This window comes from Rhodococcus phenolicus (genome assembly GCF_001646785.1).
In the GTDB taxonomy this organism is placed as follows: domain Bacteria; phylum Actinomycetota; class Actinomycetes; order Mycobacteriales; family Mycobacteriaceae; genus Rhodococcus; species Rhodococcus phenolicus.
Genome location: NZ_LRRH01000051.1, coordinates 66,261 through 87,401 on the forward strand (window position 1 = coordinate 66,261; position 21,141 = coordinate 87,401).

18 protein-coding genes are annotated in these 21,141 nt (G+C 69.2%); 11 read left to right on the forward strand and 7 right to left on the reverse strand.

Features of this window, described 5'->3' with window-relative positions:
• Window positions 1–7: 7 nt before the first annotated feature.
• The gene (gene acuI, locus A8G15_RS14640) at window positions 8–991 is read right to left on the reverse strand and encodes an acrylyl-CoA reductase (NADPH) (protein WP_068160650.1); all 984 of its coding nucleotides are present in this window, start codon (window positions 989–991) and stop codon (window positions 8–10) included.
• 314 nt (window positions 992–1,305) lie between these two features.
• On the opposite strand from acuI, the gene A8G15_RS14645 reads away from it, so the two are divergent.
• Window positions 1,306–2,862 (forward strand): ABC transporter substrate-binding protein, encoded by a 1,557-nt coding sequence (locus tag A8G15_RS14645; protein ID WP_245687847.1) that lies wholly within the window; start codon window positions 1,306–1,308, stop codon window positions 2,860–2,862.
• A 41-nt stretch (window positions 2,863–2,903) separates the two neighbouring features.
• Here the strand turns inward: A8G15_RS14645 and A8G15_RS14650 are convergent, their stop codons facing one another.
• A complete protein-coding gene (locus A8G15_RS14650; RefSeq protein WP_068160750.1) occupies window positions 2,904–3,650 on the reverse strand; it encodes an SDR family NAD(P)-dependent oxidoreductase in 747 nt (248 codons plus the stop codon).
• An 85-nt stretch (window positions 3,651–3,735) separates the two neighbouring features.
• The gene (locus A8G15_RS14655; protein ID WP_068160652.1) at window positions 3,736–5,286 is read right to left on the reverse strand and encodes a class I adenylate-forming enzyme family protein; all 1,551 of its coding nucleotides are present in this window, start codon (window positions 5,284–5,286) and stop codon (window positions 3,736–3,738) included.
• A gap of 145 nt (window positions 5,287–5,431) precedes the next feature.
• Between A8G15_RS14655 and A8G15_RS14660 the strand changes: the two genes are divergently transcribed.
• The 4 genes from A8G15_RS14660 (at window position 5,432) to A8G15_RS14675 (ending at window position 9,991) form a co-directional block, all read left to right on the forward strand.
• Window positions 5,432–6,604: a CaiB/BaiF CoA transferase family protein gene (locus A8G15_RS14660; protein ID WP_068160655.1), complete on the forward strand. Its 1,173-nt coding sequence runs from the start codon at window positions 5,432–5,434 to the stop codon at window positions 6,602–6,604.
• A complete protein-coding gene (locus tag A8G15_RS14665) occupies window positions 6,601–7,887 on the forward strand; it encodes an acetyl-CoA hydrolase/transferase family protein (protein ID WP_068160657.1) in 1,287 nt (428 codons plus the stop codon). Before A8G15_RS14660 ends, A8G15_RS14665 begins: the two co-directional genes overlap by 4 nt.
• Window positions 7,888–8,655: an enoyl-CoA hydratase/isomerase family protein gene (locus A8G15_RS14670; protein ID WP_068160660.1), complete on the forward strand. Its 768-nt coding sequence runs from the start codon at window positions 7,888–7,890 to the stop codon at window positions 8,653–8,655.
• 202 nt (window positions 8,656–8,857) lie between these two features.
• On the forward strand, window positions 8,858–9,991 hold the full coding sequence (locus A8G15_RS14675; RefSeq protein WP_068160663.1) for a carboxylate-amine ligase: 1,134 nt from the start codon (window positions 8,858–8,860) through the stop codon (window positions 9,989–9,991).
• Window positions 9,992–10,010: 19 nt separating this feature from the next.
• Here A8G15_RS14675 and pip read toward each other — a convergent pair whose 3' ends face one another.
• Together pip and A8G15_RS14685 are read right to left on the reverse strand one after the other, a co-directional pair.
• Complete coding sequence (gene pip / locus A8G15_RS14680) at window positions 10,011–10,976, reverse strand: prolyl aminopeptidase (RefSeq protein ID WP_068160665.1); 966 nt, start codon at window positions 10,974–10,976, stop codon at window positions 10,011–10,013.
• Window positions 10,868–12,226, reverse strand: coding sequence for an MFS transporter (locus A8G15_RS14685; protein ID WP_082899907.1), 1,359 nt, complete (start codon window positions 12,224–12,226; stop codon window positions 10,868–10,870). Before A8G15_RS14685 ends, pip begins: the two co-directional genes overlap by 109 nt.
• 124 nt (window positions 12,227–12,350) lie before the next feature.
• Between A8G15_RS14685 and A8G15_RS14690 the strand changes: the two genes are divergently transcribed.
• A complete protein-coding gene (locus tag A8G15_RS14690; RefSeq protein ID WP_068160671.1) occupies window positions 12,351–13,298 on the forward strand; it encodes a LysR family transcriptional regulator in 948 nt (315 codons plus the stop codon).
• Window positions 13,299–13,381: 83 nt separating this feature from the next.
• On the opposite strand, the gene A8G15_RS14695 is transcribed toward A8G15_RS14690, so the two are convergent.
• On the reverse strand, window positions 13,382–13,627 hold the full coding sequence (locus A8G15_RS14695; RefSeq protein WP_068160673.1) for a DUF2631 domain-containing protein: 246 nt from the start codon (window positions 13,625–13,627) through the stop codon (window positions 13,382–13,384).
• 144 nt (window positions 13,628–13,771) lie between these two features.
• Between A8G15_RS14695 and dxr the strand changes: the two genes are divergently transcribed.
• The 5 genes from dxr (at window position 13,772) to A8G15_RS14720 (ending at window position 20,259) form a co-directional block, all read left to right on the forward strand.
• Window positions 13,772–14,941 (forward strand): 1-deoxy-D-xylulose-5-phosphate reductoisomerase, encoded by a 1,170-nt coding sequence (dxr, locus tag A8G15_RS14700; protein WP_068160676.1) that lies wholly within the window; start codon window positions 13,772–13,774, stop codon window positions 14,939–14,941.
• A 15-nt stretch (window positions 14,942–14,956) separates the two neighbouring features.
• On the forward strand, window positions 14,957–16,177 hold the full coding sequence (locus A8G15_RS14705; protein ID WP_068160678.1) for a M50 family metallopeptidase: 1,221 nt from the start codon (window positions 14,957–14,959) through the stop codon (window positions 16,175–16,177).
• 45 nt (window positions 16,178–16,222) lie between these two features.
• Window positions 16,223–17,377, forward strand: coding sequence for a flavodoxin-dependent (E)-4-hydroxy-3-methylbut-2-enyl-diphosphate synthase (ispG, locus tag A8G15_RS14710; RefSeq protein WP_068160681.1), 1,155 nt, complete (start codon window positions 16,223–16,225; stop codon window positions 17,375–17,377).
• Window positions 17,378–17,468: 91 nt separating this feature from the next.
• Window positions 17,469–18,305: a GNAT family N-acetyltransferase gene (locus A8G15_RS14715; RefSeq protein WP_068160684.1), complete on the forward strand. Its 837-nt coding sequence runs from the start codon at window positions 17,469–17,471 to the stop codon at window positions 18,303–18,305.
• A 151-nt stretch (window positions 18,306–18,456) separates the two neighbouring features.
• Window positions 18,457–20,259: a penicillin-binding transpeptidase domain-containing protein gene (locus tag A8G15_RS14720; RefSeq protein WP_068160687.1), complete on the forward strand. Its 1,803-nt coding sequence runs from the start codon at window positions 18,457–18,459 to the stop codon at window positions 20,257–20,259.
• A gap of 3 nt (window positions 20,260–20,262) precedes the next feature.
• On the opposite strand, the gene A8G15_RS14725 is transcribed toward A8G15_RS14720, so the two are convergent.
• Complete coding sequence (locus A8G15_RS14725; protein WP_068160689.1) at window positions 20,263–21,123, reverse strand: helix-turn-helix transcriptional regulator; 861 nt, start codon at window positions 21,121–21,123, stop codon at window positions 20,263–20,265.
• Between the last annotated feature and the right edge of the window lie 18 nt (window positions 21,124–21,141).

Sequence of the window (21,141 nt, forward strand, 5' to 3'; positions counted from 1 at the left end):
TCCTCGATCAGCGATTGACATCGACAACGATGCGGCCGCGCACGGTGCCGTCCATGAGCTTCCCGGCGGCAGCGATCGCTTCCTCCAAACCGACCTCGTGCGCGATCGCGTCGAGCACACTCGCATCGAGATCCCGGGCCAGGCGCTCCCACGCGGCGGCACGCCGCGGGTGCGGGGCCATCACGCTGTCGATACCGAGGAGGGAGACGCCGCGCAGGATGAACGGCGCGACCGAGGCGGGGAAGTCCATGCCTTGTGCGAGGCCGCACGCGGCGACCGCGCCGCCGTAGCGGGTCTGGGCGCACGCGTTGGCGAGAGTGTGGCTACCGGCGGTGTCGACGACGCCGGCCCACCGTTCCTTCTGCAGTGGTTTGCCGGCAGCCGACAGTTCGGCACGGTCGACGACGGTGGCGGCACCCAGCGCGGTGAGGTAATCCGCCTCCGAGGTCTTACCGGTCGCGGCGGCGACGGTGAAACCCGCCTCGGCGAGCAGCGCGATGGCGACGCTGCCGACCCCGCCGGTCGCTCCCGTCACCAGGATCTCGCCCTGGTCCGGAGTCACCCCGTAGCGGACCAGCGCGTCGACGCACAGGCTCGCGGTGTAACCGGCCGTCCCGATCGCCATGGCCTGCCGCGTGGTGAACGTGTCGTGCAGCGGAACCAGCCAGTCGCCGTCGAGCCGGGCGCGCTGAGCGAGCCCGCCCCAATGGGTTTCGCCGACCCCCCAGCCGTTGAGGACGACCCGGTCGCCCTTCGACCATCGCTCGTGCGAGCTGTCGGCGACGACGCCGGCGATGTCGATTCCGGGCACCATCGGGAACCTGCGCACGACCGGCGACTTGCCGGTGATCGCGAGAGCGTCCTTGAAGTTGAGGGTGGAGTACTCCACATCGACGGTGACGTTCCCGCCGGGCAGGTCGGTGTCCTGCAGGTTCTTGCGCGTCACCGTCTGTCCGGTTTCGTCCTTCTCGATCACCACTGCGGAAAACATCGTCGGAGCAAGTCCTTCCTCGAGCCGTCGAGCGACAGCGAAAACTGCATTCGTCGGACCGGGCGCCGTGCCGGAATCGGCGTCTCCGGGCCCATGCAGCGGACACTACGTCAATCCTTGTAAGGATGGCAATACTTGAATCTTCGGAGCGGCCTGGCGATACTCCGCTGTGACAGACGTCACCACTCGGTGGATCGGCGTACGGATGTTCGGGAAAAACGCTGGGGGACAGGACCGAACGCGTCGGTTCCCGGCATCACCGAATCCGGCGTCGACGTACCGCGACCCGAAAGGCCGAGATGCCACGAAGAAGGATGCTGTTGTCCGCCGTCGCCGCGGGATGTGCCGCGACCCTACTGCTCGGGGCCTGCGGCGCGCAGAACGACGAGGGACCCTCCGGCGGGGTCGAGGCCGGTGATCCGGTGGCCGGCGGCGACCTCGTCGTCCTGCAGACCGGGGAACCGCGCTCCCTGGACCCGGCCGCGTTGTCCAACACGTGGTCGCATCAGCCGGTGCTGGGCAATGCGCTGTACGGCACGCTGATGGTCAACGACGTCGACACCTTCGACATCGAGTACAAGATGGCCACCGGGTTCTCCACCACCGACGGGGGAACCACGTTCCTGCTGACCCTGCGGCCCGGTCTGACGTTCACCGACGGCACGCCTCTCGATGCCGCCGCGGTGAAATTCAACTGGGACCGTATGGGCGATCCGGCGGTCGGGTCGACCACGATCCGTTGGGCCGGGCAGATCGCGGGCACCGAGGTGATCGACCCCGAAACCCTCCGCGTGATCATGCGATCCCCGAATCCGCACTTCGCGCAGTCCGTCGTCTCGAGCGGTCTCAACTGGATCGCCTCACCGGACGCGCTGGGGAAGGGGCAAGCCGCATTCGACGAGAATCCCATCGGCGCAGGGCCGTTCACGCTCACCCGCTGGACCCGGCAGGACTCGATCGAACTTGCGAAGAACCCCGGTTATTGGGACGCGCCGAAGCCCTACCTCGACAGCCTGACCATCCGCACCGTCAGCGACACCAACCAGCGGGTCAACGCGATCACGACAGGTGCCGCGGACCTCGCGTCCGAAACCAACTGGGCGAGCCTGAAGAACGTCGAATCCGCCGGCTACTCCTACGAAGTGGTCCCGACCGGCGGTGGACAGTTCATCGGCATGAACTTCGCCCGCGCACCGTTCGACGACGAGCGTGCCCGCCGCGCGGTCGCCCTCGCCGTCGACCTCGACGCGGTCAACACCGCCGTCTACAACGGGGAAGGACAGGTCCCGCAGACCCTGTTCGAGGAGAACTCGCCGTATTTCAGCGACATCGAACTCGGCCGGACCGATCCGGAGGCCGCGCAGCAACTGTTCGACGAACTCGCCGCCGAGGGCAAGCCGGTCTCGTTCACCTTCCTGTCCTACCCGACGACCGAGAGCAAGACCCTCGGAGAGGCGCTCCAGGCACAACTCAGCGCCTACGACAACGTCGAGGCCAAGGTCGACGTCGTGGACTATGCCACTGCCACCGCACGTTCGGGAGCTCGTGATTTCGACATGTTCATTTCGTCGGCGGTCATCCAGGACCCGGACAGCCCGCTGTGGATGGCGTTCCACACCGATTCCCCGGGCAACGTCATCGGCATCGACGATCCGGAATTGAGTGCGGCGCTGGACGCCGGACGATCCGCCGGAACGGTCGACGAACGCAAGGCAGCGTACGAGACGGTGCAGCAACGACTCGTCGCCCTGAATCCGGGTATCTGGTACTACCGTGCCGTCCCTGCGGTCGTCATGGGTGCGGACGTGCACGGCGTCGAGCTGTACGGGCTCGGATCCCCTCTGCCGGAGGAGATCTGGTCCACCGAGTGAGATCGGGCGGGCCGCCGCGGTCGATCGGCGGCCCGCCCGGATCAGCGGGCGGTCCAGCCCCCGTCGACGACGATCGTCTGACCGGTGACGTAGCTGCCGGCATCCCCGGCGAGCCACACCACAGCGCCCACGATGTCGTCGGCGGTGCCTTCCTTCGGGAGCGGTGTGTTGCGGCGCAGGTACTCGGCGGCCCGCTCGCTCTCGTAGAGCGGGCCGGTGATCTCGCTGCGGAAGAAGCCGGGCGCCACCGTGTTCACCCGGATCGAATGCCGGGCCCACTGCACCGCGAGTTCGGAGGTCAGGCCGGACAGGCCGAGCTTGCTCGCGGCATAGGACGCCTGCGGTATCCCGGGAACACCGACGCGGCCGCTGATCGACGAGACGTTGACGATCGAACCGCGACCGGCGGCTCGCATGTGCGGAAACACGTCCTGCGCGAGCCGGAACGGGGCGAGCAGGTTCAGGTCCACGGTGCTGCGCATCGCATCGAGCGGCTCGGACTCGGCGCGTTCCTCGGTGAACATGCTGCCCGCCGCATTGACCAGGATTTCCGGCGGTCCCAGCTGCGCGAGCACCGTCGGCACGACCTCGGCGACCCGGTCGAGGTCGGACAGGTCGCAGGTCACGGCCAGGCCTCCGATCCGCCGGGCGAGGTCGGTGAGGCGATCGCGGCGCCGCGCCACCACCGCGACCGTCGCCCCGAGCGATGCCAGGGCCTCGGCGACGGCTGCGCCCAGCCCGGACGATGCTCCGGTCACGATCGCGACCCGGCCCTCCAGGCCGAACATTCGCGCGGCGGCGTCGCCGATCGGTGCCACGGGGCTCTCCTCTCGATGGGGGAACGATCCTCGCACGGATCGTGTGATGCCGGGATCAGGCATGGCCGGTGTCCCGCCGTCCGGGGGTGCGGCGCGAGGCGACGAACTCGCCCAGCCCGGCCCGCTGGATCTTGCCCATCGCGTTGACCGGCAGGGCATCGACGCGGGACCAGAGCTCCGGGACCTTGTACGACGCGAGTTCGCGTCGGCACAGTGCGGAGATATCGACGAAATCCGGTTCGAGGCAGTGGCTTTCGATCACGGCCGCGACACGTTGGCCGAGCCGGTCGTCCGGGACCGGGTACACGGCGGCCTTCACGACGTCCGGATGGCCGGCCAGCACACGTTCGACCTCGAGCGGGTATACGTTGGCGCCGCCCCGGATGATCACGAGCTTCTTGCGATCGAGGACGGTGAGCCGGCCGTCGCCGTCGACTGTTCCGATGTCCCCGGTGGGGATCGGCCCCGGTGCCGGCGGCCGGATACGCCCGTCCTCCCAGTAGCCGAGCATCGGAGTCCAGGAGTTCGCCCACGGGCCCTCGCCGGCGCCGGCGAGTTTCAGTTCGCCGAGCTCACCGGCGGCGAGCCGACGGCCCTCGTCGTCGTACGCGGCGACGTCGTACTGCGGCAGAACCCGCCCGCTGGCTCCGGGATACCATTCGTCGCCGACCGGGTCGATGGACACGACCGTGGGCGCCTCGGTCAGTCCGTAGGTCACGCGCGGGACCAGCCCGTGCGTGTCGGCGAAGGCGCGGCGCAGCGCGTCGGGGGTGTCGCTGCCGCCGCTCCACACCTCGCGCAGGGTCCCGAGGGCGATGTCCGGGCGGTGGGCCAGGTCGAACAGCTGTGCCGGAGCGCCGTTCCACACGGTGACGCTGCGGGTGGTGATCCACTCCGCGACACCGTCGAGGTCGCGGCGGTCCATCACGACCGAGCAGCCGCCCGCCTGCGCGGTGAGCAGGGTCGAGAGCACCATGAGATTGAGGATCGTCAGGGGGAAGCTGTCGCCTTTGCGCAGATCCGGTCCCCAGCCTCGGGTCGCGACGAGTGTCGCGCCGGGCAGCAGCAGATTGCGGTGACTGTGCACCACGGCCTTCGGGCTGCCTGAGGTTCCGCTGGTGAACGCGATCCCGGCCGGAGACTCGGGGGCCACGGCGACCGGGGGAGCGTCGCCGGCGCGGGTCAGCAGCTCCGCCCAGCGGTCCGGGCGCACGGACTCGGCGGTGTCCAGCGTGCACCGGTCCCCGGCCAGGACCACCGCCGGGGCGCACAGGTCGAACAGGTTCCGTTGCTCGCCCTCGGCGAGCGCTTCGCCGATCCCCGCCCAGATCGCGCCGATGCGCATTGCGCCGTGGAACGCCGCGACGATATCGAGATCGTTGGGCAGGCACGCGGCCACCCGGTCGCCGGGGCGGACTCCGAGTGACCACAGTGCCCCGGCCGCACGGCGCGCCTGTTCGTCGAGTTCCGCGTACGTCCACACGCCTGACGCGGCGTCGATCGCGGGGGCGTCCGGACGCTCGGCGAGTGCGGCGTCGAGAACGGCACCGATGGGGGCCTGCGGCCCGGTGTGTCTTTTTGGCGGCCCCGACCGCCCAAAAGACATACCGGCAGTGGCCGTCGAGTTCGTTTCCACCCCACAGTCATACCACTATCCTTGTAAGGATTCACCTGATAGTGTGGCGCCGTCCCGGGGAGGGATTCGAAGCGTCGCGTCATCGGTCCGGCAGAGCGCAGTGAGGTTGAGACGAATGGAACACACAGGTCCGCTGTCCGGCGTGCGGGTCGTCGACCTGACCGCCATGGTGATGGGCCCGTACTGCACCCAGATCATGGCCGACATGGGCGCTGAGGTGATCAAGATCGAGCCGCCCGCCGGAGACAACACCCGCTACATCTCGGTCGGCCCGGAACCGGGCATGAGTGGGGTCTTCGTCAACGTCAACCGCGGCAAACGCAGCGTCGTGCTGGATCTGCGCACCGACGGGGACCGGGCGGTCCTGCGCGAACTCGTCACCGGCGCCGACGTGTTCATCCACTCGATGCGTGCGAAGGCCGTCGCGAAACTCGGCTTCGGCTACGACGACGTCTCCGCGCTGAATCCGTCGATCGTCTACACCAACTGCTACGGCTACGGCCGCCGCGGACCGGACGCGGACCTCACCGCCTACGACGACACGATCCAGGCCGAATGCGGGCTGCTCTCCGCCCAGGAGCAACTCACCGGCGAAGCCGGCTACGTCGGCACCATCATCGCCGACAAGGTCGCCGGCCTCACGGCGGCGTACTCCACGATGATGGCCCTGTTCCACCGCGAACGCACCGGCGAGGGGCAGGAGGTCGAAGTCGCCATGTTCGAGACGATGGCGTCGTTCATGCTCGTCGAACACGCCAACGGCGCGATGTTCGACCCGGCGGCGGGCCCGGCGGGCTACCCCCGCGCCGTCGCCCCCAACCGCAGGCCGTACCGGACGAAGGACGGCCGGATCTCGGCACTGGTGTACAACGACAAGCAGTGGACGGCATTCGTCGACGCCGTGAAACCGGCATGGGCCGGAGAGCATTACGCGACCCTCGAGCAACGCGCCCGCTCCATCGACACCGTGTATGCGCATCTCGGTGCGACGTTCCTCGAACGGACCACGGGGGAGTGGCTCGATCTGCTGCGCGCCCTCGACATTCCCGCCGCCCCGGTACGCAGCCTGGAGGAACTGTTCGACAACGACCACCTCGACGGCGTCGGCTTCTTCCAGGACGTCGACACGGAGTACGGCACCGTGCGATTCCCGGGGCCGCCGACGTGGCTGTCGCGCACCCCCGGGCGCGTCGCCGGTGCCGCCCCCCGGCTCGGCGAGCACACCAGGGAGGTGCTCGACGAACTTCACGCCGCGGCCGGTGCGCGAGTGAACGGGACGGACGCATGAGCGGGCTGAGCGCGAATCTCGGAACACGCACGGACACTATCGATCTCACCGATTACCTGCGGTCCGGCGACCACATCGTCATCGGGCAGGCCTGCGGTGAGCCCACCACCCTGATCGAAGCGCTGATCGAGCAGGGCCCGGGCATCGGGGGTGTGAAGGTGTTCGTCGCGACGAGCTTTTCGGGGATCTTCGCGCCGGGCCTGACCGGCAGTTTCGCGATGTCGAGCATGGGCGCGATCGGCGCGTTGCGGGCGCTGACCAGGGTCCACGAACTCGACGTGATTCCGTGTCATGTCGGTCAGGTCGGCGCGATGATCGAGGCGGGCGTCATCCGCTGCGACGCGGCCTTCGTTCAGGTCGCCCCGGCCGACGAGGAAGGCCGCCACAGCTTCGGGCTCGTCAGCGATTACGTGCAGGCCGCCGTCGCGACCGCTCGCGTCGTGCTCGCCGAGGTCAACGACCGGGTGCCGGTCACCTTCGGTGAAACTCTCCCTGCATCGGAAATAGATCGTGCGGTGCATGTTTCACGTCCTCTGGTCGAGGTTCCGCCGGCGCCGATCGGGGCGGTCGACGCGGCCATCGCGCAACACGCCGCCGCCTACATCGAGGACGGATCGGTCATCCAGACCGGAATCGGAGCCGTACCCGATGCGATCCTGCGGCTCCTGCACGACCGGGTCGATCTCGGCGTGCATTCCGGAATGATCGGCGACGGTCTCGTCGAGCTGATCGAGTCCGGTGCAATCACCAACGCGCGCAAGAGAATCGACCCTGGCGTCTCGATCACGGGGGCGCTGATCGGAACGGCGCGGCTGTACGGGTTCGCCCATCGCAACCCGCAGATCCGCATGTGCACCACCGCGTACACCCACGACGCGGGGGTTCTCGCGCAACTCGACAAGCTCGTCACGATCAACTCGGCGATGGAGGTCGACCTGACCGGGCAGGTCAATGCCGAACAGAGCGGCCCTGCCTACCTCGGCGGCACCGGCGGCCAGGTCGATTTTGTGCGTGCCGGTGCACGCTCGGCCGGCGGCCACGCGATCATGGCACTGCCCGCGACCGCGAAAGGCGGCACCGTCAGCCGGATCACCGCGGCACTGTCCGGTCCGGTCACGACCGCGCGCTCCGACGTCGACGTCGTCGTCACCGAATTCGGTGCGGCCGAGCTTCGGGGACGCACGCTGCGGGAACGTGCCCGCCGTCTCATCGCGATCGCCCATCCGGACTTCCGCGAGGAACTCGAGCGGCAGGCCCACACCATCGAGCAGCGAGGTTTCTGAGTGAACGAGCCCGTACTCTTCGAGGCCCGCGACGACGGCATCGCAGTGATCACGCTGAACCGGCCGGAGACCCGCAACTGCCTGACCGCGGAGATCCGCAAGGGCCTCTACGCCGCGTGGGAACGGTTCGAGCAGGATCCGGACCTGCGCGTGGCGATCCTCACCGGCATGGGGGAGAAGGCGTTCTGCGCGGGGGGTGACCTGAAGGAGATGGTCGAGACCGGCATGCGGGTGCCGCCGCGCGATCTGATTCCGGTCCCGTACGACACGGTCGAGCTGTCCAAACCGACGATCGCCGCGGTCAACGGTGCCGCGTTCGCCGGGGGCTGGTTGATCGCCCAGGCCTGCGATCTGTGCGTGGCGAGCACGACCGCGACGTTCGCGATCACCGAGGTGAAGGTGGGGCGCAGTTCGCCGTGGGCGTCGCCGCTGATCCACATGATCCCGCAGCGGATCATGATGGAGATCCTGCTCACCGGCAAACCGGTCACCGCGCAGCGGGCGTACGAAATCGGACTGGTCAACCGGCTCGCCGAACCGGCCGCTCTGCTCGAGACGGCACTGGAGCTGGCGGGGGAGATCCTCGCCGGCGCGCCGCTGTCGGTTCGTGCCGCCCGCGAAACCGTGATGATCTCCACGGAGATGGGGAGGTCGGCGGCGTTGCGGGCGGCTCGGCACGCGTCGGAATTCTGCTACAACAGCGACGACGCGCAGGAGGGGCCGCGGGCGTTCGGCGAGAAGCGGAGCCCACAGTGGCGGGGCCACTAGAGGGCGGCGTGGCGGGGCACTGAAGGGCGGCGTGGCGGGGCCGGTGACGAGACGGTTGTTCGCCTTCTGATTCGGAGGATGCCCGAGCCGGGTACACACAGGCCGACAGCACGACTCCGGCTTCGGTTCCGTCCCGGGCCGGTGGTGGACGTGACAGCCTGAATGCACCGGCCGGGAACCGTGGCCGGGGCAGGAGCCGACGATGACCTCATCCCCAGCCCGCACCGCCGGTCCCGTCGGCGAAGGTTCCGTTCCGACCGTCGGGGTGGAGGAAGAGTTCGTGCTCGCCGATCCCGGTACCGGGGCTCCGTGGCTCGACAATGTCGCCGTCGCCGCGGCCGGGCACGAATTCGGCGTGGACCTGCAGTTGGAACTGTCCCGGTGCCAGATCGAAACCGCCACCCCGGTCTGCACGAACATCGCGGAGTTGCGGACGCAACTGCGGCGGGCGAGGACCGGTGCCGCCGCGGCGGCCGCGTGCTCGGGTGCGGTGCTGCTGGCGACGGCGGTACCACCGCTGGGCCCGCCGCCGCGCCTGATCACGGACCAGGCCCGATATCGCAACCTCGTCGAGAACTTCGGTCTGCTCGGCGAGCAGGTCATCTGCGGCTGTCACGTCCATGTCGCCATACCCGACCGGGACGCCGGGGTGCGGGTCAGCAATCATCTGCGGCCGTGGTTGCCTGCGTTGCTGGCGTTGACGGCGAACTCGCCCATCGCCGACGGACGCGATACCGGATACGCGAGCTGGCGTCACGTGCTGTGGACTCGGTGGCCCAACGCCGGTCCGCCACCGCGTTTCGAGTCCGCGCAGCATTACGACGCCGTGGTCGCGACGATGCTCGAGCATCGGGTCATCCTCGATACGGCGATGCTCTACTGGGATGTGCGGTTGTCGGCGCATCTGCCCACCATCGAGGTCCGCATCGCGGATACCCAGGCCACCGTGGACGAGGCGGTCCTGCTCGCCACCTTGGTGCGTGGCCTGGTCATCACCGCTCTCGATCCGACGCGGCAGGGACAGGGTGTTTCCGACGTGGAACCGGAGGTTCTGCGGGCTGCGTACTGGCGAGCCGCCCGCGACGGTCTCACCGGGCACGGAATCGACACCGAGTCCGGTCGTCTCGTGCCGGCCGCACACCCGATCACGCGGCTTCTCGAACATGTGCGTCCCGCCCTCGAACGCACCGGCGACTACCGGTCCGCCCGGGAGGCCGTGGACCGGATGCTGAGGGAGGGGAACGGCGCCGCCCGGCAACGCGCGACCTTCGAAGAAGGCACGCCTGCCGACCTCGTCCGGTTCCTGGCCTGCGCCCCTGCGCGGGACATCGCGTGATCCCGGGGCACCCGCGGTTTCACCGCGTGGACGAAACCCGCGAGCGCAGCGAGTCGATCGCGTCGACGAACACCGCGGTGAAGCTGCCGCCACCGTGCCCGGCATCGTCGACGACGACGAGACGGCTCCCGGTCCAGCGGCGGGACAGGTCCCACGCGGTGTCGAGCGGTCCGGAGACGTCGTATCGCCCGTGCACGAGAACCCCGGGAATGCCGTCGAGCCGTTCCATTCCGTCGAGCAGTTGATTCTCCGCGAGGAAGCAGTCGTGGGCCCAGTAGTGGGTGACCATCCGGGCGAACATCATCCGGAAGGCGGGGTCCTGGTATCTCGGGAGCGGTTTCCACCCGGGGACGAGGGAGACGTGGGTGTCCTCCCACTCGCACCAGCGCCGTGCCGCCTCCTCGCGACGGGCGGCGTCGGGATCGGCGAGCAGGCGTGCATAGGCGGCCGCGAGGTTTCCGTCCCGCTCGTTCTCCGGCACCGGTTCGACGAATCGTTCCCATTCGCGGGGAAAGACGCGGCGCATGTCGCGGGTGATCCAGTCGATCTCCTTGCGGCTGCCCGAGGTGATCGCGCCGAGCGCCATGCCGATCACCCGCTCGGGATGCGCTTGCGCGTACGCCAATCCGAGTGTGACGCCCCACGACAACCCGGTCACGATCCACTGCTCGATTCCGAGATGCACGCGAAGGCGCTCGATGTCGGCGATCGAGTGGACGGTCGTGTTCGTCGACAGGTCGATGCCCGGATCGTCGACGCGGGGTGTGCTGCGTCCGCACCCTCGTTGATCGAACAGCACGGCGCGGAAGGCGTCCGGATCGAAGTATCGGCGCATTCCGGGTGTACAGCCGGATCCGGGTCCTCCGTGGAGATGGATCACCGGTACTCCGGTCGGGCTGCCGACGGTCTCCCAGTACAGGGAGTTCCCGTCGGAGACGTCGAGGTGTCCGGAGTCGTGAGGTTCGACGGCGGGGAACAGGTCCATCTGCCCGAGTCTTCCATCGGAGGGGTCAGGTGCCGCCGCTTCGGCAGCAGGAGCGGCGTGGCGAGCAGCAGCACCCCGCAGATCGTGATCGCGGTGAGCGGGGTGGTCGCCGTGGCGACGACGCCCCCGAGTGCGATGACGCCGGCCTGGGAGAGTTTGCTGCTCACACTCCACGCGGTGAGGGCACGCGCAGTGTGATCGGCCGGTGTGCGCTGCAGTTTTTCGGTCGCGGCGATCGGGTTGAAGATCCCCATGGATGTGATCAGCAGGGCTTCGACGACGATCACGGTGACGAGGCCGCCGGTGCCCGGTCCGGCGAACGCGAGGCCGAGAGGAAAGATCGAGCGCAGCCATCCGGAGGCGAGCATCACGCGGTGGCGTCCGTAGCGTGCGACGAGCAGCGCCGAGAGGCGGGCGCCGGCGAGACCGCCGAGCGCGGGAATCCCGAACGCGAGGCCGTATTGCCATGCGGGCATGCCGAATTGCCCGAGGAGGAGAACTGCCAGCAGGGGGCTCGTGGCCATGATCAGGCCGTTGACGGCCATGGAATTGAGGAACAGCCGCCGGAGCACGGGGTCGGCCAGCAGAACTCTCCAGCCCTCGCGGAGCTCGAGGGTGCGCCGCCTCGTCGCCGGGGCACGACGGGCCGCGATGTCGTTGCCGCGGCGGGCCGCGATGTCGCTGCCGCGGATTCGGCGGACGGCCACTGCCGACAGGAGAAAGCTCACAGCGTCGATCGCGACGGTGACGACGGGACCGCACATCGAGACGAGTACGCCCCCGAGAGGTGGGCCCGCCGCTGTCGCCACCCAGTTCGTTGCTTCGAACCTGCCGTTCGCTGCCACCAGGCGGTCGCCGGGGACGAGATGTCTGACGTAGGCACCCGATGCGGCGGTGAACGCGATTGCTGCGGTGCCGGAGATCACCGCGACGATCAGCACTTGCGCGTAGGACAGCACTCCGAGCAGGTAGGCGATCGGAATGCTCGCCATCGCGAGGAACCGGACGATGTCCGTCGCCACCATCACCGGTCGCTTGGCGCGACGATCCACCCACGGACCCAGCGGAGTCGCCGTGACGGCAGCGACCGCGAGTGCGGCGGACTCGAGGATCGCCACCGCGACGGTGGGCACGTCGAGCGCCTGAACGGCGATGAGGGGGAATGCCCCGAACGCGATCCACGTGCCGTAGGTGCTCACCGCGTACGCCGACCACAGCCGGCCGAAATCGGACCCCGGTCCCACCTGCATGCGACTCCTCGTGACAACCCAGCGTTGGGTATCCGAATGACACCAAGAGGATTCGACGAGATCAAACAACTGGCGGGAAGCGAGCCACAACCGATGGTTGTGCAGCGTCCGATAGCCTCGTCCGATGGACTCCGAAGCGCTGCGATCGTTCGTCCTGGCCTCGAATCTGGGCCGGTTGCAGCATGCCGCCGACGAACTGGGGGTTTCGCAGCAGGCCGTGTCCAAGCGGATCGCCGCCCTCGAGCGAGAACTCGGAGTACGCCTCTTCACACGCACGGCCCGGGGCGTCGAACCGACACTCGACGGTCAAGCGCTCCTGCCGCACGCGCGGAGCATCGTCGCCGGCGTCGACCGGGCCGTCGCCGCGGTGCGGCCGGGATCCCGGACCCTCCGGATCGACGTCCTTGGCCTGCGCAGCGCCCAGGCCGTCGTCCTGCACGACTACTGGCGGGCACACCCGGAGATCGATCTCGACGTGGTGACCCTCAAAGTGAACGATCCGCGTGAGGTGGTCGCCGCGGTCGTATCGGGCGACATCGACGCCGCGTTCCGCACCCTCACCGATCGCGCTGCGCTGCCGCGCGATCTGCGGATGATCCACGCGTTCGACTCACCGCTGGAACTGCTCGTCGGCCCGCGGCACCCGCTCGCGTCCGCGCGGACACTGACACCCGGCCGGTTGCGTGGCCACCGGATCTGGGTTCCGGGCATCGCTCCTCGCAGTGAATGGGCGGAGTTCTACGCCGAACTCGCCGCCGAGTTCACCCTCCGGATCGATGCGGCGGGACCCAACTTCGGCAACGAAGTGCTGCTCGACGTCATCGCGGACTCGGCGGACGTGGCGACCCTCGTCGGCGCGCGCGATCGCTACCTCTGGCCGTCGAGCCATGACCTGCGCCGCATCCCGATCGCCGGACCGGCGTTGGCATACCCGCTCTCGCTGATCTTCCGAGGAACGAACACCCACCCGGGGCTGCGCGCGATCATCGACCATCTCGGCACACTGCCGCGGCTTCCGGCAGCGACGTGGCGCCCGTCCTGGGCCCCGCCCGCGCATCCGGTGCCGGGGTGACCTGCGCGGCACGGGGAACGGGCGACAGACAGCAGGGCCTGCCCGGAACACTCCGGGCAGGCCCTGCCGAAAATCGTGTGCGACTACCGCGGGCGACGGCGCTTGACGGCGTCGACCACGAGGATGAGCACGAGAAGCGCGGCGAAGCCGATGAGGTACCAGTCCTCGACGCGGCCGTGGTGATTGCCGATGATCATGAACAGCAGGAAGATCGCACCGATCACGCCCATGGTGCGGAACAGCTTGGGAGATTCGCCGCTCCAACCCCACTCCGCCGAGGGCACCTCGGCCGTGTCGACGTGAGTGGACTGCAACTCGGTACCGGCCACGGTTGTTCCTCCTGCTCGAAAGATCGCGCTGTTGGGCTAATCGTGACATACGACCGCGTGTCGTATGAAGCGGGGGCGGCACCCGCGCGTCGCGGCGCCCGGCCGATTCAGGAACGGCTCAGGTGCATCAGGAACAATGGTCGCGTGGTCGACACAGAATCCCGCTCCCGCACCCGCGTCCTGCTGCTCGGCAGCACCGGATCGATCGGCACCCAGGCGCTCGAGGTCGTCGCCGCCAATCCCGACAGGTTCGAGGTGGTCGGCCTGGCCGCCGGCGGCGGAAACCTCGACCTGCTCGCCGAACAGATCCGCGTGACCGGAGTCACCGAGGTCGCGGTCGCGAACCCCGGTGCCGCGGCCCGGCTGAAGTTGCCGCACGACGGGGTGACGGTGCGCAGCGGCCCGTCCGCCGTCACCGAACTCGTACGGGAGACCGAAGCGGACGTCGTCCTCAATGCGCTGGTCGGTTCGCTCGGCCTCGAACCGACGCTCGCGGCCCTCGGGACCGGCGCGCGGCTCGCGCTCGCCAACAAGGAATCGCTGGTTGCCGGTGGCGCGCTCGTCACCGCCGCGGCCGCGCCCGGACAGATCGTGCCCGTCGACTCCGAACATTCGGCGCTGGCGCAGTGCCTGCGCGGCGGCGCCGCGGGCGAGGTTTCGCGGCTGGTGCTCACGGCGTCCGGCGGCCCGTTCCGGGGCTGGAACGCCGAACAGCTCGAGGACGTCACGCCGGAGCAGGCGGGTGCGCATCCGACCTGGTCGATGGGTCCGATGAACACCCTCAACTCGGCGACCCTCGTCAACAAGGGCCTCGAGCTGATCGAGGCGCACCTGCTGTTCGGGATCGGCTACGACCGCATCGACGTCACCGTGCATCCGCAGTCCATCGTCCATTCGATGGTCACGTTCGCCGACGGGTCGACCCTCGCTCAGGCGTCGCCGCCCTCGATGAAACTCCCGATCGCGCTGGCCCTGGCGTGGCCGGACCGGGTGCCCGACGCCGCGCCGGCCCTGGACTTCGCGACGGCGTCGACCTGGGAGTTCGCGCCCGTCGACGACGTCGTGTTCCCGGCGATCGAACTGGCACGTGCCGCAGGACGCGGCGGGGGCAGTCTCACCGCCGTGTACAACGCGGCCAACGAGATCGCTGCCGAGGCGTTCCTCGCCGGGGCGCTGCCGTTCCCCGGCATCGTCCGCACCGTCGAGACGGTGCTGAACGACGCACACGAGTGGTCCGCGGAACCCGCTACCGTGGAAGATGTGCTCGCCGCCGACGGCTGGGCTCGGGACCGAGCCCGCGCGCTCGTGAACTAGGAGGAGCGGCTACAGATGATGTTCGTGCTGGGCGTGGTGATCTTCGCCCTCGGCATCACCGCCTCCGTCGCGCTGCACGAGGCCGGTCACATGTGGACCGCGCAGAAGCTCGGCATGAAGGTGCGGCGGTACTACATCGGTTTCGGTCCGAGGGTCTTCTCGTTCCGCCGCGGCGAGACCGAGTACGGCCTCAAGGCGCTGCCCGCGGGCGGTTTCTGCGACATCGCCGGCATGACGGCACTCGACGAACTCGAACCCGACGAGTACGACCGCGCGATGTACCGGCAGAAGACCTGGAAGCGGCTGGTCGTGATGTCCGGCGGCATCGCCATGAACTTCCTGATCGGCATCGTGCTCATCTATGCGCTGGCCGTCACGTCCGGCCTGCCCAACACCGAGACCCGCGCGGTGGTCGGGACCGTCGGGTGCGCCCCCCCGACCCAGGCCGGTGAGGAAGGCGGTTACGAGCCCGCCGCCTGCGAGGGCGTCGGACCGGCCCAGGCCGCCGGAATCGAACCCGGCGACATCGTCGTCGCGGTCGGCGACACCCGCGTCGAGACGTTCGGCGAGCTCGTCCAGGCCACCCAGCCGCTGTCCGGAACGGTCGACTTCACCGTCGAGCGCGGCGACGAAACCCTCACCTTCCCCGTCACGGTGCAACAGGTGCAGCGCTGGGTGTACGAGAGCAACGAACCCGACGCCGAGCCGGTGTCGCGGGAGGTCGGTGCCATCGGTGTCGGTGGCGAGCCGCGTGAGCTCGAATACACACCGCTGTCGGCGGTCCCGGCGACCTTCGAATTCACCGGGTACCTCGCGGCCCGCACCGCCGAGGCGCTGATGCAGTTGCCGTCGAAGGTGTCGGATCTGTGGACCGCGGTGACCGGCGGGGAACGTGCCGTCGACACCCCTGTCAGCGTCGTCGGTGCCAGCGTCATCGGCGGGCAGTTCGCCGAACGCGGCATCTGGCAGTCCTTCGTGTTGCTGCTCGCCCAGCTGAACTTCTTCCTCGGCGCGTTCAACCTGCTGCCGCTGCTGCCGCTCGACGGCGGGCACATGGCCGTCACCATCTACGAGCGCATCCGCAACTGGTTCCGCAACCTGCGCGGCCTCGCCGACGGACCGGCCGTGGACTACATGAAACTGCTGCCCATCACCTATGTGGCGGTGGTCGTCGGCGGTGCCTACATGCTGCTGACGCTCACCGCGGACATCGTCAACCCCATCAAGCTGTTCTGACCTGCGCCGCTAGAATCGGCAGGTAGCTACGAAAGAAGGCGAAACGTGACCAGCCCCATCGGATTGGGCATGCCCGAAGTTCCCGCGGTCCTCGCACCGCGACGGAAGACCCGCCAGCTCATGGTCGGCGATGTCGGTGTCGGCAGCGACCATCCGGTGTCGGTGCAGTCGATGTGCACCACCAAGACGCACGACATCAACGCGACCCTCCAGCAGATCGCCGAACTCACCGCGTCCGGTTGCGACATCGTCCGTGTCGCGTGCCCGCGGCAGGAGGATGCCGACGCGCTCGCGACCATCGCGAGGAAGAGCAAGATCCCCGTCATCGCGGACATCCACTTCCAGCCGCGCTACATCTTCGCAGCGATCGACGCCGGGTGTGCCGCGGTGCGCGTCAACCCCGGCAACATCAAGGAGTTCGACGGCCGCGTCAAAGAGGTCGCGAAGGCCGCCGGCGACGCCGGCATCCCGATCCGTATCGGCGTCAACGCCGGATCCCTCGACCCGCGGCTGCTGCAGAAGTACGGCAAGGCCACCCCGGAGGCGCTCGTCGAATCGGCGCTGTGGGAGGCGAGCCTGTTCGAGGAACACGGCTTCGGTGACATCAAGATCTCCGTCAAGCACAACGACCCCGTGGTGATGGTCGAGGCGTACCGGCAGCTCGCCGCACAGTGCGACTACCCGCTGCATCTCGGTGTCACCGAGGCCGGGCCCGCCTTCCAGGGCACGATCAAGTCCGCGGTCGCGTTCGGCGCGCTGCTCTCGGAGGGCATCGGCGACACCATCCGGGTGTCGCTGTCCGCACCGCCCGCCGAGGAGATCAAGGTCGGCACGCAGATCCTGCAGTCGCTGAACCTGCGTCCCCGCAAGCTCGAGATCGTCTCCTGCCCGTCGTGTGGTCGCGCGCAGGTGGACGTCTACACCCTGGCCAACGAGGTCTCCGCAGGTCTCGAGGGCATGGAGGTGCCGCTGCGCGTCGCCGTGATGGGCTGCGTCGTCAACGGTCCCGGCGAGGCCCGCGAAGCGGATCTCGGTGTCGCCTCCGGCAACGGCAAGGGCCAGATCTTCGTGAAGGGACAGGTCATCAAGACCGTCCCCGAGGCGCAGATCGTCGAAACCCTCATCGAGGAGGCGATGCGCATCGCCGAGGAGATGGAGGGTGACGCCGGCTCCGGCGCCCCCACCGTGTCCGTGGGCTGAGCCTCCGACCCCCTGAATCGGGAGTAGGTTTCCGTAGAGCCGAAGCTCGTGGCAATCTGATCGGTATCGGCAGTCGACAGGTGGTGGGCACGTGCTCAAGCTTCTGGGGGTCCGGTCGCTCGGTGGACGGGACACCGCGGCGGTGCTACGGGTACTCGCCCGCGACCCCGTGGCCTCGTGCATGGTCACCGGACGCGTCGAGGAGTACGGCATCGCCGGCCGTTCCGTGGGCGGCGACATGTGGAGCCGCGGCGGCGCGGAGACATCGCTGTGCTTCTCCGGAGCCAACCTGATCCCTCTGCTCGGTGCTCCCGACGACCTGCAGGCGTTCGCCGAACGCGCCGCACGCGGACCGCGGCTGTGCTCGTCGGTCGTCGGACGCGCCGAACTCGCCATGCCCATGTGGGAGCTGCTCGAATCCGCGTGGGGACCGGCCAGGGAGGTGCGCGCCGAACAGCCCCTGCTCGTCCTCGACCGGGAACCGCTCGTGACACCGGACCCGCTGGTACGCCGTGTTCGTCCCGAGGAGCTCGACGCCTACCTGCCCGCCGCCGTGGCGATGTTCATCGAGGAAGTGGGCATCGACCCACGTGCCGGGGACGGGGGAGTGAGCTACCGGCGCCGCGTCGCGAGCCTCATCGCGACCGGACGTGCCTGGGCCCGGTTCGAGAACGGTGAGGTGGTCTTCAAGGCCGAGGTCGGCTCGCAGTCGTCGACGGTCGGGCAGATCCAGGGAGTCTGGGTGAGCCCGGACATGCGCGACGCCGGACTCGGATCGGCGGGCACCGCGGCGGTCGCGGTCGCGGTCGCGGCGACCGGCCGGTTGCCGAGCCTGTACGTCAACAGCTTCAACGTGCGGGCCCGCGCCGCCTACGCGCGCGTCGGGTTCCGGCAGGTCGCCACGTTCTCCACCGTTCTGCTCGACTGAGCGGGGACAACGGTCGCCGGACGGCGAGACGCCTGCCACGTTCGCTGCGCCTCCCCGAACTCCGGCCGTCGGCCTCCTACGATGGCGGGCGATGACAGCAAGATCAGTTCCCCGGCCGGCCCCGCCCGCCCGCCGTCGTGTCCTCTACCGGATGACGGCGGTGTGGCTCGTGGTGGTCGCGGTGGTCGGCGGCCTCGTCGCGTGCACGCCGAAACCCGCCGGACCCGAATCGGCGGCCCAGGCGTTCTTCGCGGCGTTCGCCGAACAGGACTTCGGGGTCGCCGCCGCCCACACCGATCGCCCCGGGGACGCCGAATCGGCCCTCGCCGAGACGTGGGACGGACTGCAGGCCGAATCGCTGACCGCCGGCACGACCGGCGTGCAGATCCACGGCGACGCCGCGACCGTCACCTACTCCTACGAGTGGCACCTGCCGAAGGACCGGATCTGGCAGTACACCGGGACGATGCAGATGGGACGCAGCGGCGACGACTGGATCGTGCGGTGGACCCGCTCGAACCTGCACCCGCAGCTCGGCGACCGCCAGACGATGCACCTGCGAACAAAGGCAGCGCCGCGGGCGCGCGTCAACGAGCACTCCGGTGGGGACGTGCTCGTGCCCGGGACCGTGTACTCCGTCACGTTCGATGCGTCCGCGAGCAGCGACGTCCTCGGTGCAGCGCGCGCCCTGTCCGCCGCGCTGACCGGCTTCGACAAGTCCCTCACCGCCCAGTCCATCGCCGAATCCGCGACCGCGGCGAGCGGGCCCATGGCCGTGGTCCGGCTCGTCGAGGACGACTACGCGACCGTTTCCGAGGCGCTGGGCGCGATTCCGGGGGTGAGCGTCGTCGAGCAGGCGGATCTGGTCGCCACCGACCGGAACCTGGCGCCCGACCTGCTCGGACAGATCAAGAAGACGGTGATCGACGAGATCGACGGTGTCGCCGGCTGGAGCGTCGTCGTGCTCAACCAGTACGGCGTCGACATCGGTGTTCTCACCGAGACGGCCCCGCAGCCGGCTCCGTCGTTCTCCATCAGCCTGGACCGGCCGATCCAGCTGGCGGCGCAGGCCGCCGTCGATGCCCGGACCGAACAGGCGATGACGGTCGTGATCGAGGCCTCCACCGGTGCGGTCCTCGCGGTCGCCCAGAACAAGGCCGCCGACCGGGACGGGCCGGTCGCGATCGCGGGCCACTACCCGCCCGGATCCACGTTCAAGATCATCACCTCGGGTGCGGCGATCTCCACCGGTCTCGCCACCCCCGACACGATGGTGCCGTGCCCGGGTCGCATCACCATCGGCGAACGCAGCGTCCCCAACTACAACGAGTTCGAACTCGGCACCGTCTCGATGGCGACGGCGTTCGCCCGCTCGTGCAACACCTCGTTCGCGAAACTGGCGTCCGAGATGCCCGCCGACGCGCTCACGAATGCCGCCGCCGCATTCGGTATCGGACCCGAGTACGGGGTCGTCGGTCTGCCGGTGTTCTCGGGATCGGTCCCGCCGGCGGAGAACACCGTGCAGCGCGCCGAGGACGGTTTCGGGCAGGGCAAGGTCGTCGTCAGCCCGTTCGCGATGGCACTGGCGGCCGCGACCGTCGCCGCCGGGCGCACCCCGGTCCCGTATCTGATCCAGGGTCGCGAGACGACGGTGGACGGCGACCGTCCCGAGGTCACTGCCGGGAACCGCCCGACCATCACCCCGGAGATGGTCGACGGGCTGCGCGACATGATGCGGCTCGTGATCACCAGCGGCACCGCCGACCGCATCCGCGACCAGGGCGAGGTGTACGGCAAAACCGGTGAGGCGGAGGTCGAGGGCGGATCGCACGCGTGGTTCGTCGGCTATCGCGGGGACCTCGCGTTCGCCACGCTCGTCGTCCGCGGCGGCAGCTCCGACAACGCCGTCGCGGTCACCCGGGACATGTTCGCGGCACTGCCGGAAGGCTACTGAGCCTCACGGCAACAGGGACAGCCGGCGCGCCACGACGACGGCCTCGTGCCGGTTGTGCACGTCCAGCTTGCCCATCGCACTGCGCAGGTAACTCTTCACGGTCTCCGGTGTCACCGACAGACGCTGCGCGATCTCGATGTTGGTGCACCCGAGCGCCACATGCGAGAGCACATCGGTTTCGCGCGGCGACAGCACGATCGCGGTCGCCGGGGCCGGGGTGCCACCGAACGCGCCGACGAGCCGATCCGACAGAGACCGCAACTGTTGCCGCAGGCCGGCATCGGTCACCGTCTGGGCGAGGCTGCGCAGTTCGGCATGAACCTCCCGGACCTCCGCCGTCGCCATCGGATCACGCTCGGCAGGACTCTGCCGCGCGAGCATCGCCACTCGCCGGTCGACCTCGTCCCGCACCGTGATCTCGTCGGCGAGACGTCGCGCGGCCTGCACGAACGCCCCCACGGCGCGATCACCGAGCGGAGCACACTCGCGGATCGCCCCGTACAGCACCGCGCGCGCGGCGCCGCCCACGAGCACCGGAACAGCGAGGATCGAACGCAACCCCTCGCCGAGCACCGGCCGGTCGAAATGGTGCGTGATCGACGACGACCGCCCGTAGTCCGCGACCGTGAGCGGTTTGGCACGGTCGACGACGAGCCCGCCGAGCCCGGCCTTGGGGGGAACGATCACCCCGTCGAGGCCGTTGGTGCGGGTCCCGAGGAACTCGCTCAGCTGCAGGTGGCCGCTGCGGACCTCACCGGCGAACACGACGGAGACCTGCGCGTCCGCTGCGGTGCGTCGCAGCTCGCCGCGCAGGGCGTCACCATCGCGCGGCCGGAGCAGAGACGAGGGACCGGAAACCGGCACGATCGCTCACCCCTTTCC